The organism is Bradyrhizobium sp. S69 (assembly GCF_009766005.1).
Taxonomy (GTDB): Bacteria; Pseudomonadota; Alphaproteobacteria; order Rhizobiales; family Xanthobacteraceae; genus Bradyrhizobium.
This window is the reverse complement of record NZ_LMUK01000062.1, coordinates 1-16030: the sequence shown is the minus strand read 5'-3', so window position 1 is coordinate 16030 and position 16030 is coordinate 1. Positions and strand designations below refer to the sequence as shown.

At 65.2% G+C, this 16030-nt stretch carries 2 protein-coding genes; both read right to left on the bottom strand.

Annotation, left to right across the window (positions count from 1 at the left end):
• Positions 1-204, bottom strand: a 204-nt coding sequence (locus GSQ88_RS34850; protein WP_210253721.1) for a hypothetical protein, incomplete at its 3' end; no start/stop codon positions are given.
• A 133-nt stretch (positions 205-337) separates the two neighbouring features.
• The gene (locus GSQ88_RS34845; protein ID WP_246785212.1) at positions 338-16003 is read right to left on the bottom strand and encodes a DUF4347 domain-containing protein; all 15666 of its coding nucleotides are present in this window, start codon (positions 16001-16003) and stop codon (positions 338-340) included.
• Between the last annotated feature and the right edge of the window lie 27 nt (positions 16004-16030).

Sequence of the window (16030 nt, the reverse complement as noted above, 5' to 3'; positions counted from 1 at the left end):
GTGAGCATCGCGCTGCCACAGCGCCGCCTGCCGGTATGGCAGCAACGCGTGGGTCTCGTTGACCATGACGAAGCCGAGCTCTTCGGTGCTCTCGGCCCGACGCGCGCGCTTGAGCAATTGCACCAGTGTGCCGAGCCCGAACAGCTGCGCTTCCAATGGACTAGGAGCCGCCGGTTTGATCGCGTTTGGGTTTTCAGCCTTCATGCCTGGGACATCGCGATTTTCTGCCCTGATCCCCGTGACGAGCTCTTATCGTGACACAACCAAAAGAGGCGCCGTGCCGTAGCACGCCGAGCCTCTCCATGGCGTTAATAACACCGGCTTTCAGCGCGCCGTCTCACCTGCCCTGCTGCAGGCTGGCGAGCAGTGCGTTGCGCTGCGCGGCCATCGAGCGCCAACCGATCGACGCCAATTGCTCGGTCAGACCGGCGCGCCCGACCGGCGCCGTTTCGTGGCCGCCGACCGAGATGGGTTCGCCATGACCAACCGGCATGCCGTGGATGGCGAACGGCTCGACCGGACGCGTGACGTCGCGCACCGCGGCCTCGATCGCGGCAAGCTCGGGCGACAGAGGCACGAGCGAGGCGTGACGTTCGACACCGAACGGCTGCATGTTCCAGCCATGCTGGCCGGCTTTATGCGGTTGCAGGTCGATGGTGAACACCGTCACCGCGACGTTGCCCTTGGAATCCCGCGCCAGCACCTCGATGGTGATGCTGCTCGATCCCGGCGCATGTCTGCCGGATCCGTCGTTGAAATTCTGCCTCAAGGTGCCGGTGACGATATTGTTGTCGCTGGACAGATCCGGCGCGAGGCTCGCCACCGCGTTTTCAGGCGGCAGGCCCGCAAAGGTGCCGGTGGCCGGGTCGAATTTCAACCAGTCGGGCAGCGGCGTGCCGTCGGCCTGGCGCGCCTCGACGTAAACGACGTCGCCGCCGAGCGGCGCCTCCAGCGAGGCCAACGCCAGATTGATCTGCACATTGGCGTCCGACGCGGTGGCCAATACCGGATCGGTATGCACGACGTTGAAGGTAAAGCCGCTGCCGTCGGTGCCGAAGCCGTCACCCACGGGAAGCAGCGGACCGCGCGGGACGTCATCGACCAGCGATGCCAGCGTGATGTTCGGCAGCGGGGGCGGCACGCTGTTGTCGGTAAACGTGTGCAGCGGAGAAGCAAGGTTCACCGCGAACCCGGGCGACGATGCCGCGCTGGTCAGCTTCGCCGTGTCGGTCTCGGTCGCCGTGAACGTGTGCAGCCCGGTGAAGGTTGCCGTCGTCCTGATGTCGAACGTGCCATCCGAACCGACCGTTCCGGTACCGACAATCGTCGTGGTGCCGTCGGCATAGAGATTGATAGTCTCGCCGGCCTCGCCGGTTCCCCGCAGCTCGATCGTCCCGCCGCTGGCCGGTGTGCCGACCAACGCCTTGATCACCGGTGCGTTCGGATCGACATTGACCGTCAGCGGGCTCGATGCCGCGCTCGTCTCTGTGTTGTCGATGCTGGTATTGACGGCCGTCAGTTGGTAGGTGCCGTCGGTGAACTTCGAGGTCACGATGTCGAAGGTCCCGTTGGCACCGACCTGGCCCGAACCGACTGCGGTCGTGCCGTTGTAGATCGTGATGGTGTCGCCGATCGCATCGCCGATGCCGGTGATCTCGATCGTGCCGCCGTTGATCGTCGTTCCCTTCTGCGCCAGGTTGGTCGGGGCCACAGCCTCGACCGGCACAGAGAACGCCGGCGTCGCCGCGCTGCTCAGGCCCGCCGCATCGGTCTCTGTCGCGGTGAAGCTATGCGTCCCGTCGGCAAAGCCTGCCGTGGTGGTGATATCGAAATGGCCGGTGCCATCGACGATTTCGCTGCCGACAATCGTCGTGCCGCCGTCGGCATAGAGGTGGACGGTGTCGCCGATCTCGCCGGTTCCCTGCAGTTCGACGGTCTGTCCGTTCACCCGCGTCGGACCGACCAGAGCCGTGATCGCCGGTACGTTGGGATCGACGTCGACCGTCAGTGGGCTCGCCGCGCTGGTCAGCTTCGCCGTATCGGTCTCGGTCGCCGTGAAGTTGTAGACGCCGTCCGCAAACGGTGTGCTCGTCGTGAAGCTGAACGTGCCGCCCGCACCAACGGTCGTGGTACCGAGCAGCGTCGCCCCGTTGTAGAACGTGATGGTGTCGCCCGACGTTTCCCCGGTTCCGGTCACCGTCACGTCCTGGCCGTTCACCGGCTGCCCGGTAACCGCCAGGTTGACAGGCGCGTTCGGATTGACGTCGACCGTGAGCGGGCTCGCCGCACTGGTCAGGTTCTGGGTATCCGTCTCCGTCGCGGTGAAGCCGTAGATGCCGTCCGCAAATGTCGTGCTCGTCGTGAAGCTGAACGTCCCACCCGCACCAACGGTCGTGGTACCGAGGACCTTGCCCCCGTTGCTGATCTTGATGGTGTCGTTCGCCGTCTCCCCGGTTCCGGTCACCGTCACGTCCTGGCCGTTCACCGGCTGCCCGGTAACCGCCAGGTTGACAGGCGCGTTCGGATTGACGTCGACCGTGAATGCCGGCGTCGCCGCGCTGGACAGGCCCGCCGCATCGGTCTCTGCCGCCGTGAAGCTATGCGCCCCGTCGGCAAAGCTTGCCGTCGTGGTGATATCGAAATGGCCGGTGCCGTCGACGATCCCGCTGCCGACAATCGTCGTGCCGCCGTCGGCATAGAGGTTGACGATGTCGCCGATCTCGCCGGTTCCCTGCAGTTCGACCGTCTGTCCGTTCACCCGCGGCTGGCCGACCAGAGCCGTGATCGCCGGTACGTTGGGATTGACGTCGACCGTCAGTGGGCTCGCCGCGCTGGTCAGCTTCGCCGTATCGGTCTCGGTCGCCGTGAAGTTGTAGACGCCGTCCGCAAACGGTGTGCTCGTCGTGAAGCTGAACGTCCCGCTCGCACCAACGGTCGTGGTACCGAGCTTCGTCAGCCCGTTGTAGATCGTGATGGTGTCGCCCGACGTTTCGCCGGTTCCGGTCACCGTCACGTCCTGGCCGTTCACCGGCTGCCCGACAACCGCCAGGTTGATCGGTGCGTTCGGATTTACGTCGACCGTCAGCGCGCTCGCCGCACTGGTCAGGTGCTGGGTATCCGTCTCCGTCGCGGTGAAGCCGTAGACGCCGTCTGCGAACGGCGCGCTCGTCGTGAAGCTGAACGTCCCGCCCGCACCAACGGTCGTGGTGCCGAGCTTCGTCAGTCCGTTGTAGATCGTGATGGTGTCGCCCTGGGTCTCCCCTGTTCCGGTCACCGTCACGTCCTGGCCGTTCACCGGTTGACCGGCAACCGCCAGGTTGACCGGCGCGTTCGGATTGACGTCGACCGTGAATGCCGGCGTCGACACCGGGCTCGTCAAGCTCGTCGCGACATTCGTGTCGGCCGCGGCGAAGCTATGGACGCCGTCGGCGAACGTTGCCGTCGTGGTGATGTCGAAATGGCCGCTACCATCAACCGTGCCGCTGCCGACGATCGCCAACGTATTGCCGTCTGCAAAAATGTCGACGACGTCACCGGCCTGGCCGGTGCCTTGCAGCTCGACCGTGTCGCCGTTGACCGGCACGCCAACCAGCGTGGTGATCACAGGCGAATTCGGATCGACATTCACGGAGAAAGCCGAGGACATCGTACTGGTCAGCAGCGCCGAGTCGATCTGTTTCGCCGTGAAGCTATGCACGCCTTCGGCAAAGTCTGTCCCTGTCGTCGTGATGTCGACCGTGCCGTCCGCACCAACCGTGCCGGTGCCGACAATCGACGCGCCACCATCGGCATAAACGTTGACCGTCTCGCCGGCCTCGCCGGTCACCTCCAGCGTGACGTGCCCGTTGTTCACCGGCTGCCCGACCACCGCCGAGATCACCGGCGCGGTCGGATCGACATCGACCCTGAACTGCGGTGATGTAGCCGTATTGACTCCCTCGGTCTCCGTCGCCGTGAATGTATGGATTGCGTCGCCGAACGGCATGCTCACGCTCGTCGTAATGTCGAACGTGCCGCCGGCAAGGACCTTCCCGGTGCCGACAATCGTTGTGCCGCTGTCGGCATAAAGGTCGATCGTATCGCCCACCGTTACGCCGGTACCCTGGAGTTCCACCGTTCCACCGTTGAGCGGCTGGCCGACCACGTTGGTGATGCGCGGTCCCAACACGACGTCGACGGTGCTGGTTGCCTGCACCGAAGTCGACGACTTGTCGCTGACCGTCCAATCGATGGTGCGGCTGCCCGCGGACGTCGCGCTGGTGATGAAGGTGACGGAATCGAGCGCCATCTGGAAGTCGGCAACGGTCGCCGGGCCGCTCAGGGTCAGGACACCGTTGCTGTAGTTCGCGTGGATGGTGTCGCCGCCAAATATCCCGCTCGGGCTACCACCATTGAAGGCCAGCACGTCGTCGCCGGCGATGAAGCCGGAGCCGATCGTTACCGTGGCCTGTGTCAGGATTTCGCCGCTGTCGGGATCACTGGGCGTCAGTCCGCTGTCGACCACGACAGCGGCGGTGCCGACGCTGTAGGTCGCGGTGCTGCCCGACGGGGTGACGGTCGGCGCCACATGCACGGTATTGAGCGTGCTGCTCGCCGTGTTCGAGGTCAGCGCCGAATCGATCACCGACCACGCGATGGTGCGGCTGGTGTCGGCGCCGCCGCCGGTCGGATCGCCGGCGCCGGCGCCGTAGGTGACCGCTTGCAGTGCAGCCTGGTAGTCGGCGACCGAGTCGGTTCCGCTGAGTGCGAGTTTGCCCGAGGTCGGGTCATAAATCGCGGTGATGCTGGAATTGTCGGCAAACGTCAGCGTGTAATGGTCTGTCGTCGCCTCATTAACTCCAGTGAGCACCGCGTTTGTCGCGAAGCCCAGCGTATCGACGCCGGTAATGAAACCGGGGCCGTCGATCGTCACCGTGGCGCCCGCAAGCGTCGGGCTCGATCCTTGCGTAATCGCAAAGCTCGGGTCGAGCGTCACCGGGCTGCCGCCGCCGTCGAAGGTCTCGGTTGCGCCCGCGGTCACGGCCGGCGCGACGCTGACGGTGACCGTGCTGGTTGCCACCGCGCTCAAACCGTTGCTCGACGAGCCGTCATTGACCTGCCAGTCGACGGTCCGGGGGCCGATGGTGGCGTTGGTGGTGCTGAAGGTGATCGACTCCAGCGCCGTCTGGTAGGTGGTGTAGGCCAGTGGGCCGGCGCTGCTCAGCGTCAACACGCCGGTGCTCGAATTGTAGCTGCCGGTAATGCCGTTCCCGTTCGGGGTGAAGTTGAGCATGTCGCCAGCGCTGAAGCCTGGCCCGATCGATACCGTCGCGCTGGTCAGGTCTCCGTCGCTGTCGACAACGTGAACGGCAAGCCCACTGTCGAGCTGCACGGCCGAGCCGCCGACCGCATAGCCAACATCCGCACCGGCGGTCACGCTGGGCGCGACATGCTCCACCGAAAGCGCCGTCACCCCGGTATTGCTGGTGCCGTTGCTGGTCGAGGCGTCCATCACCTGCCAACTGATGCTGCGGCTGGTGTCGCCGCCACCGGCGGTTGGGTCGCCGCCCGCCGTGAAGCCGAACTGCACCTGCTGCAGCGCCAGTTGATAGTCGGCGACGCTCGCGGTGCCGCTCAGCGTCAGGACGCCGCCGCTATAGGCCGCGGTGATGGTGTCACCATCACCAAGAAACTTCTCGCTGGCGGCGCCGTTGTCGAAGCTGAGCACATCGCCAGCCTGCAAATTCGCCGGCGCGATCGTTACCGTGGCACCCGTCAGGTTGCCGCCGCTGTCGACATCGCTGAGCGTAATGCCGCTGTCGAGCACCACCGCCGCGCCGCCGCCGTCGAACGTCACCGACGGCGTGCCCGCCGTCAGCACCGGCGCCTGATGCACCAGCGAAAGCGCCGTCACCCCGATGTTGCTGGTGCCATTGCTGGTCGAACCGTCCGTCACCTGCCAACTGATGCTGCGGCTGGTGTCGCTGCCGCCGTTGGTCGGATCGCCACCCGCCGTGAAGCCGTACTGCACCTGCCGCAGCGCCATCTGATAGTCGGCGACGGTCGCGGTACCGCTCAGCGTCAGCACGCCGCCGAGATAGCTCGCGTTGATGGTGTCGCCACCAAACGCCTCGCTGGCGGCGCCGTTGTCGAAGCTGAGCACATCGCCGGCCTGCAGGTTCGACGTGATCGTTACGGTGGCACCCGTCAGGTTGCCGCCGCTGTCGACGTCGCTCAGCGTGATGCCGCTGTCGAGCACCACCGCCGCGCCGCCGCCGTTGAACGTCACCGACGGCGCGCCCGCCGTCAGCACCGGGGCCTCGTGCACCGTATTCAGCACGCTGGTCGCCGTGGCCGAATTCAGCGCGCCGCTGCTGACCGTCCAGTCGATGGTTCGGCCGGCGCCGGTCGGATCGCCGTTGGCCGGATCGAAGCCGTAGGTGACCGATCGCAGCGCGGCCTGGTAATCCGCGACGCTCGCCGTGCCGGTAAGGCTCAGGACGCCGCCGTTGACTGTCGCGCCGATGATCGCGCCGTCCGTGAACGTCTCGGTGTTGGTCCCGTTGTTGAAGCTTAGCGTGTCGCCGCTGATCGCCCCGGCAATCGTCACCGTTGCACCGGTCAGCGTCGCGCTGGATTGATCATTCAGCGTGAGACCCGAATCCAGCGTCACCGCGCTGCCGCCGCCATCGAAGGTCACGACGGCGCCCGCCGTCACCACCGGCTGGTCAGCCACGTCCACGGTGTCGCTGGCCGGGTTGGACGACAACGTACCGTCGTTGACCGTGAACGTAACCGTACGCGGCAAGGTCGAAGGCGTGGTCGCCGTGCTGCTGAATTGGATCTCGTCCAGCGCGGCCTGATAGACGGCTCCGGTGGCCGAGCCCGTCAGCGTCAGCACGCCGTTCGAATAGCTTTCGGTGATTGCGGTGTCGGTTCCATCGACCTTGACGGTCGTGCCGTCCAGATCGGACGCTGAGAAGCCAAGCACGTCGCCGGATTGGAAATTGCCGACGCTGACGGTCGCGCTTTGCAGCGGGGTGCCGGCATCGGTGATGCTGATGCCTGTGCCTGCACCCGGTTGGTCGACGGTGACGGCCGAGCCGCCCTGATCGTACGTGACCGTACTGCCGCTCGTCGTAATGACGGGCGCTGCGTGGATGTCGATGGTGCTCATGGCCGTCGTGGTCTGGGCACTGCCCCCGGTATTGCCGTTGTCGTCGATCGACAGCGTCAGCTTGGTGCTGGCGGCCGCGTTGGCGTTGCTGTCGATATAGCTGACTGTGCTGCTGGTATCGGTGTTCAGCAAGGCATCGATCTCGGCGGTCGTGCCGCTGATCGTCACCGAAGACGAGCCGGAGCCGCTGACACTGGCGCCGCTCTTTCCCGCCGTGACGGTCAAGGTGCCTTCGTCGACCGACAGTGTCGCGGTCTCGATCTGGCCGGTGGTGCCGCCATCGACATCGCTGACCGACAGCCCGGTGCTCTTCAGCGACAGCGCCACGTCCGCGCTCGCGCTGTAATCGGCCGCCGGTGTCGTCGCCACCGGCGCGTCGTTGACCGCGGTCACATTTATCGTCGTGGTCACCGCGGGCTGGTTGGAGCCGGTGCCGTCGTTGACCGTCCATGTCAGCGTGCGGCTTGGGTCGGCGCCGTAATTGGTCGGATTGTCGCCGGTCGTGTTGTATTGGACCTCGGCGAGCGCCATCTGGTAGTTCGCCAGGGTATCGCTCCCCGACAATGTCAGGGTTTCGGTCGCGCTATCATAGTTGAACGTGATGCTCGTCCCGTTGATCTGGTTGACGATGACGTTGCCCGTAGCGAAGCCGAGATGATCGTCGCTGGCGCTGCTCTCGTTCGAGGAGAAAGTACCGCCGGTGATTTGAACGGTCGCCCCCACCAATGTGCCCAATGAATCGGTAATGGTATCGCTCGACAGCAACGTCACCGCCGCGCCTTGCTCGGTCGCCGCCGCCGTGGTCTCATTCACCGTCAGGACCGGCGTATTGGCGGCCGGCGCGGCGACATCGACGGTCTGGCTGACGCTGTCGCTCAGAGGGCCGCCGGTGCCCGTATTGCCACCATCGTTGAAGGTGAGTTGCACCGTGCGGGCGTCGGCGGTGTCAGCCGGTGTGCCCGTGGCCTCGAAGCCGAACGCCTGCACCAGCTCGTTTGCAACGGTCGGCGTTACCGCCGAGTTGAACGTGATCGACACCGAGCTTGTACCCAGGCCGGAATCGGTGCCGATAACGGTTGAGCCTTCCTTCAAGATGCCGCCGTTGTCGGTGAACGGCGAATTTCCGAGCAGCACGATCTCGTCGCCGGCCTGGGCATTCGTGCCGATCGCAACCGTCAGGCTACCGCCGGCGAAGTTGGCGGGCAGGTTGGGATCAGAGACCGTCTCGTTGGAAAATAGCGCAACGGGGGTCGTCTCGTTGGTAACAAAGGTCACCGTTGCCGGCGCGCCCGGCGACAATACTGGTGCACTGTTGACCGCCGTGATGTCGATGGTCGCGATGGCGCTCGTCGTCTTGGCGCCGCCGGTGCCGGTGTGGCCGTTGTCGTCGATCGACAAGGTCAGCGCCGTGCTGGCGCCAGGATGAGTGCTGTTGTCGAGATAGCTTATGGTGCTGGCGCCGACGTCGCTGGCATTGAGCAGCGCGTCGATTTGCGTGATTGTCCCGCTGATCGTCACCGTCGAGGTGCCGGTATTGGTCACCGTGGCGCCGCTGTTGCCCGCCGTCACGTTCAGAATACCTTCGCCGACCGACAGCGTCGCCGTCTCGATGCTGCCATCGTTATCGACATCTTCGACCGACAATCCCGGGTTCTTCAGATCGAGGCCGACGCCCTCGGTGGCGCTATAGGCCGCCGTGGGCACCGTCGCGGTCGGGGCCTGGTTGACCCCGAGCACGTTGACACGGCTGGTCGCCGCGACCGAGGTGCCGACGCCGTCGGTGACGGTCCAACTGATCGTGCGTCCCTGATCGGCGCCGCCATTGCTTGGATCGGCCGCGGTCGAGCCGTAGCTTACCGATTGTAGCGCAGCCTGGTAATCGGCAACCGTGTCGACGCCTTTCAGCGTCAGCACGCCGGTGATTGCATCGTAGGTGCCGGTGATGTTGTTCTGGTCGGCGAAATTGAGCGTGTCGCCGCTGAACAAGTTGCCGATCGTCACGGTCGCGCCGGTGAGCGTCGTACTCGCGGGATCGCTCACCTTGAGGGAGTTATCGAGCGTCACCGCGCCGCTGCCCTCGGTGAAGGTCTGCACCGAGCCGGCGATCACACTTGGTCCGAGTTCAAGATCGACCGCGCTCGTCGCCGCAGCGCTGGTGGCGTTGCTGGTGTCGGTCACCGTCCAGTTGATGGCGCGCGTGGTGGCGCCGGTGTCGGTGGTGCTGAAGGTGACCGCGTCCAGCGCGGCCTGATAGGCGGCAAGCGAGTCGGTGCCGGTCAACGTCAGCGTCGAGCCGACGAACGAATAGGAGATCTTTAAGCCGTCCAATGACCCGCTGGTGCTTCCGTTGATCATCAGCACGTCGCCAGCAACGAACCCGGCGCCGATCGAAACCGTCGCACTGTTCAAATTGCCACCGCTGTCGGGATCGCTGACCGCAGCCGCGGCATCGAGCGTCACCGGCGCCGTGCTGCCGAGCTCGAAGTTCACGGTGCCGCCGGCGGTTACCGTCGGCCCGGTGTGCACCACGTTGAGCGTGCTGCTTCCGGTGTTTGAGGTGACCGTGCTGTCACTGACCGCCCAGCCGATGGCGCGCGTGGTATCGGTGCCGCCGGCGGTCGGGTCGACATCGGTGCCGCCGTTGACGCTGCTATTGAAGCTGAACTGCACCTGCCGGAGCGCGCTCTGATAGTCGGCAACGCTGGCGGTGCCGGTCAGACTCAGGACGCCGCCGGCATAAGTCGCGGTGATCGCGCCGCCGTCCGCGAAATTATCGCTGGCGCCGTTGTTGAAGCTGAGCACGTCGCCGGCCTGCGCCGACGCAATCGTCACGGTGGCGCTCTGCAGAGTGGCGCTGGCTTGATCGGTCAGGCTCAACGTCGGATCGAGCGTCACGGCCGCGGTGCTGCCGCCGGTGAAGCTCACCCTGCCGCCGGCCGTCACCTGCGGCCCCAGCGCCACATCGACCGTGCTGGTCGCGGTGCCGCTGCTGCCGTTGCTGGCCGAGCCGTCGGTCACCGTCCAATCGATGGTGCGGTTGCCCGAGGTGGTGCTGGTGGTCAGGAAGGTGATGCTGTCCAGCACCTGCTGATAGTTGGCCACCGTATCCTTGCCGGTCAGCGTGAGCGTTCCGGTTCCGGCATCGTAACTCGCACCAATCGCGCCGGTCGTCGTCACGGCAAGAACATCGCCGCTGGCAAGACCGGCCGCGATCTTGACCGTCGCGCTGGTCAAATCGTTGCCGCTGTCCGGGTCGCTCACCGTGGCCGCGCCGTCGAGCGCGACCGCCGTCCCGCCGGTCTCGTAAGCGACCGTGCCGCTCGCGGTTGCCGTCGGTGCGGTGTGTACGACGTTGAGCGTCGTCGTTGCGCTCGTGCTGGGGTTGGTGCCGTCGGTGACCTGCCAGGCGATGCCGCGGCTCAAATCGGTGCCATTGGCGGTCGGATCGACGGCGGTGCCACCGACCGTGCTGTTGAAGCCGAACTGGACCTGGCTCAACGCAAGTTGGTAATCGGCGACCGTCGCCGTGCCGTTCAACGTCAGCACGCCGCCGCCATAGCCCGCGGTGATTTTGTCGCCGTCGGTGAAGGTCTCGCTGTTCAAGCCGCCGTTGAAGCTGAGCAGGTCGCCGGGCTGCAGGCCCGTCGCGATCGTCACCGTCGCCTGGGTCAGCGTCGTGCTCTCGCTATCGCTGACGGTGATGCCGCTGTCGAGTGTCACGGCCGTGGCGCTGCCACCGGCGAAGGTCACGCCCGGGGCGCCGACGTTGACCACCGGGCCGAACACGACATCGACATTGGTGGTGACGGGCGTGCTGCTGTTGGTCTTGCCGCCTGCCGCATCGCTGGCGGTCCAGGTCAACGTCCGGGTGCCGCCATTCGGGGTCACGGCGTCGAACGTTACTAGCTTGAGCGCGGCTGTGTAGTCGGCGACCGTGTCGGTGCCGCTTAGCGTCAAGGTCGAGCCGGAGAAGGAGTAGGTAATCGTGCCGTTGGCGCCGTTGTTGATGGTGCCGTTCGCTAGACCGTTGATGCTGAGCGTATCGCCGGCTTGCGCGCCAGCGCTGATCACCACGGTGGCGCCCGCCAGCGTCGTGCCATTGAAGTCGGTGACGCTGACGGTGGAATCGGCCGTGACCGCGCCGCTGGTCGTGGTGACGGTCGGCGCGGTGAAAGCCCCGATCGAAACGATCGGCAACGCGAAGACGTCGAGCGTGCTGATCACCGGAGAACTGATGGCCGAATTGGTGTCGGTGACCTGATAGGACAGTGTGCGCGTGCGGTCGGCGCCGCCGACGGTCGGATCGCCGGCAAAATTGTAGGTGACGCTGTCCAGCGCCTTCTGGTAATCGGCCGCGGTGGCGTTGCCGCTTGCCGTGGTCAGGGTCAGCACGCCGCCGCTCTGGGTCGCCGTGATTTTCGAACCGTCCGTGAAGGTCTCGGTGTTGGTGCCGCCGTTGAAGGTGAGCGTGTCGCCGCTGGCGAAGCCGGAACTGACCGTCACGGTCGCGCCGCTGATGTTGGCGCCCGCCGGGTCGCTCACGGTGAGGCCGCTGTCGACCGCGGCGGCGGTGCCGCCTTGATAGAAGTCGACCGTATTGCCGGCGCCCGCAACCACCGGATTTTGAACCATGCCGACGTCGAGCGTATTGGTGGTGTCGTCGCCGGGGTAGGTCGTCGCGCCCGACGGGTGCGGAGCGTGATAGGCGATCGTGATCGCATTGGTGCGGACGACGCCGCCGGACAGCGCCAGGCCGTAGCTCCGGTTGCCGAGGTAGTCATTGGGCGTGGCGTCGCGGCCGGACGACGAGTTGCCATAGTTCGCCAGCAAACCGCCGCTCGAGAAATTGCTGGCGTTGACCTGCACGAAGTAGTTGCCGGCCGCGAGACCCGTGAAGTCATAGACGCCGCTGGCGTTGGTGGTGGTGGTTTCCAGCGCGGTGGTGCCGCCCTGGGCGAATACCGACATCGAGACGCCGGCGATGCCGGTATCGCCGGCTACGAGCAGCCCGCTATTGTTGGCGTCGTTGAATATCTCGCCGCCGAGCGTCAAGCCGTCGAGCGTCACGGTCGAATTGGCGCTGACGGTGCTGAAGTTCGAGCCGGCGTTGCCGATGCTGCCGGTGTAGGTCGGATTGGCGATCAACTGATTGCTCTGGGCGTTCACCGTGCCCTCCCAGGTGATCGTGACCTTGTCGTTGCCCGGCAGCGTGCCGATCGCCACCGACGACAAGCTCGGCGCCGCGAAGGCGGCGATCGTCCCGGTCGAGCCGCTGCCGACGGTGACATTGCCGCCATGCGGATCGGTCGCTGTCACTACCACCTCGACGGTGTCGCCCGCGTCGGCCGCGACTAGCCGGAAGGTCTGGCCGGTGGCGCCCGAGATCGCGACAAAACCCGAGCCGGAATTCAGCTCCCACTGATAGCTCACGGTAGCGTCGCTGTTGTCGACGGTGGGCGTGCTCGCCGTGAGGATCTGGCCGACCGTGTCGGTGCCGGTGATGGACGGCGTCGTCACCGTCAAATGATCGGCCACCGACGCGGTCGCAGCACTTGCCACGGTATCGATCAGACCGCCGCTGTAGACCGAGGTCTCCACGACGCGCAGCGTCGCGCCGACCTGGGCCTCGCTCAGCGTGAAGCTGGACGAGTTGGCGCCGGAGATGTCGATCCATTCCCCGCTCGAGAAGGCTTCCTGCCACTGGTAGGTGTTGCTGGTGCCGAGCGCGGACGCGCTCAGCACATCGCCTTCGGTGTCGATGCCGTTGACGATGGGCGTGCCGAAGCTCGGCCCGGTCGTCGGCGCCGTCGCGGTCGGCAAGCCGCCGCCGTAACCGCTGTTGTTGGTGGCAAGCGCAAAGTAGCCGCCTGTGTTGCCGGGCGTGCTGTTGTTGTTCGCCAGGAAGGCCTCGACTTGGCCGGCAGAATCATTGCCCGGGCCGCCATAGGCGCTGAGCACGCCGGCGGTCGCGGTCTCCGCGGTGAGATTGATCGCGAACGGCGAATGCGTGTCTCCGTCCTGGGTTAGTTCGATGTCGTCGGCGTTGAAAGCGTTTATCGCGCTCTGAGGAACACTGATTGTGTTCTTTTCGCTCGTGGTGCTGCCGCCTATCGTCAGATTGAATGCATAAGAGTTGGTGATCGCGCCACCATTGTTGGGGCCGGGTTCAACGTAGATGCCGACCTGCAGGGCGCCCTTGCTTGCCGCGCTGGTGCTTGGATCCTCGATGGTGTTGCCGATCATGGTCGCATTCAAGGTACCGGCCTCGTTGCCAGTGGTGGCCAGACCGCCTTGGAGTTCGATGCCGTTGGTGGCAAATTGATAAATGTGGTTGTTCGCCACCATGGCGTTCATCGTGCCGCCGTTGAACTCGACCCAGAGTCCGATGCCACCCGCGGAGCCAGAACCGTCGGTTGCCGCGGCGCCGATCGTATTGCCGCTGAAAGTGAGGTTGAGTGTCGCGGTGGTGGAGGAGCCGGCTTCGTCGTTGCAGATGATCACGGCGCTGCCATTGGCGCCGCTGAACGCGTTGTTCTCGATGTCGAAGGTGCTGGTGCTGCCGGCGACCGAACTGGCGATCGCCTCGAATATGCCAGAACCGCCGTCGCCGCCGGAACCGCCGAGATTGTCGGCGACGGTGTTACCGGTGAACGACAGGTTCGACCCTGTGGTGCTGCTGCTATTGACATCAAAGTAGAAGTTGCTGCCGCTGGCGACGCCGGTCCACCGGCTGTTGGTCACCGTGGCGTTGATGACCGCGATGCCGTCGGGATCGATATAGACGTTGTGATTGCCGTGGGTAGTGTTGTTGTCGCCGAACGTGTCGTTGTTGAGGGTGATGTTGAGTAAGCCGCTATAGTTGAAGACATCGACGTTGTCGTACCAGCCGCCGCTGATGGTCGAGTTGGTGATCGAGGCGACACCGGTGACGCCGTTGATCTGACTCTGTCCGGTATATTGGCCGCTGCCGAAGATGACGCTGCCTTCGCCGACCGCGCTGCCGTTCGCGCCGTTGACCACCGTGTGGTCCATGCTGAAATTGGTCACCACCTGTCCGTAGATGCCGTCGTAGAGCAGATTGTCGAGCTGCATGTAGGCGATCGAAACGTCGAATGTGTTGTTCAGGTAAATGCCGATGCCGTTCGTGGTGCCGCCGGTAGTGCCCGTCTTGCCATCGATCGTGCCGCCTGACCCCGCGCTAGAGCCGTCGCCGGTGACGGTCAGACCGCCGCTGGCTCCCGTGCTGCTGAGGATGATGCCGTCGTTGGCACCGGCCCCGGAGGAGATGCTTTCGAAGGTGATGCCGGGCGAACCGATATTGGTGTTTTCGATGTCGAGCGCGGTGCCCGACGTCGAATTGATGCTGTTGGTGGTGCCGGTGACGTCGACCGTGCCGCCATGGTGTATCGAGATGGCGGTGCCCGAAGTGGTGGTCACCTGGATATTGGACATCGTCAGCGTGCCGACGCTGCCGCCATCGTCGACGATGCCCTGGCCTGAACCTGTGTTGGTGATATCGATGCCGCTGATGGTGTTGCCGGAACCGAGGGTGATCGCGTTGCCGGATGACACCGAGAAGGTCGAGTTGGTGCTCGACAGACCGACGGCGAGGCCGTTGACCTCCGTCAGGCTCGAGCCGTCGCCGAGCAGTTGTTCGCCGTTGGAAAGACTTATGAGGGTCCCCCCAGTCTGCGCATAGGTAGCGCCGGCGTTCTCGACGAAGATCGTGTTGTTGACGCCAGCACTGGAATCATTGGCGGCGGCCAGCCATGCGGCGTCGACCGTCTGGAACGCGTGGCCGTAGCTGCCATCGCCGCCGCTCGCCGCGGCGCTGTCGACATACCAGACCGGGGCGGAGACATTGAACGTCACCGTCGCGGCCTGGTCGCTGTTGCCCGCCGCGTCGTGGACGACGTAGGAGAACGAAGCTACGCCGGAGAAGCCGGTGGTCGGCGTGAAGGTGAAGCCGCCGTCGGAGTTGACCGAGACGGTGCCGCCGGTGACACCGCTGGTGAAGGACCCAAATGTCAGCGCACCGCCGTTGAATTCGATGTCGTTGGCCAGCAAGCCATTGGCGGCGTTGACCGTGAGCGGGGTGTTGCCGACCAGATTGTAGGTGTCGTTGACCGCGATCGGGGTGATCTCGACCGAGTTCGGCACCGCCGTCAGGCCAGTCGGAGTCTCGGTCAGCGTGGTTCCGGTGGCGGCCGTGCCGGTGGTGTTGGTGATGGTGATTTGGCTGGTCACCGTATCGCCCGGGCTGATGCCGCCATCGCCGTCGGCGTCCACCGTCAGCGTCGTGGTGATGGACGATCCCGACACCGTGGTGCCGGCAAGCAACCCCTGATAGCTCGCCAGCGCCGCTGTCGTGAACGGCGTGCTGGTATCGAGCGGACCGGAGGAGGAGACGTCGAGCGACCAGTTTTCGAACGTTGCGTTGGTGCCCTGCAACGTCCCGATGTCCTTGGTCGAGGCGGCGACGCGGACGCCGCCGGCAGCGACCGCCAGATCGGCGATGAATTTCTGGCCCACGTCGCCCTGCGCGACATCGCAGCCGTACAGCGCAATTTCGCCGCCCGGCGCCAGCGCCTGGCCGATCGCCGCCAGCGCCTGCGCGTCACCGGTGAGATTGGCGTCGGTGAGATTGGTCGAACCAAGCGTCAACTCGCCGGCCTGGCCATGGCCGACAATATCGATGGTGGTAAGATTGCGATCCGGATTGCTGCTCAGGAAGGTGGCGATCTGCTGCACGCCATCGCTGTTGGGACTGATCAGCACCACCTCGGTGCCGGGATTTACGCCGGCAACCAGGGCCTGATAATCCGGGACCTGCTGATCGATGAACACGATCTCGGTCGGATTCTTGACCCAGGT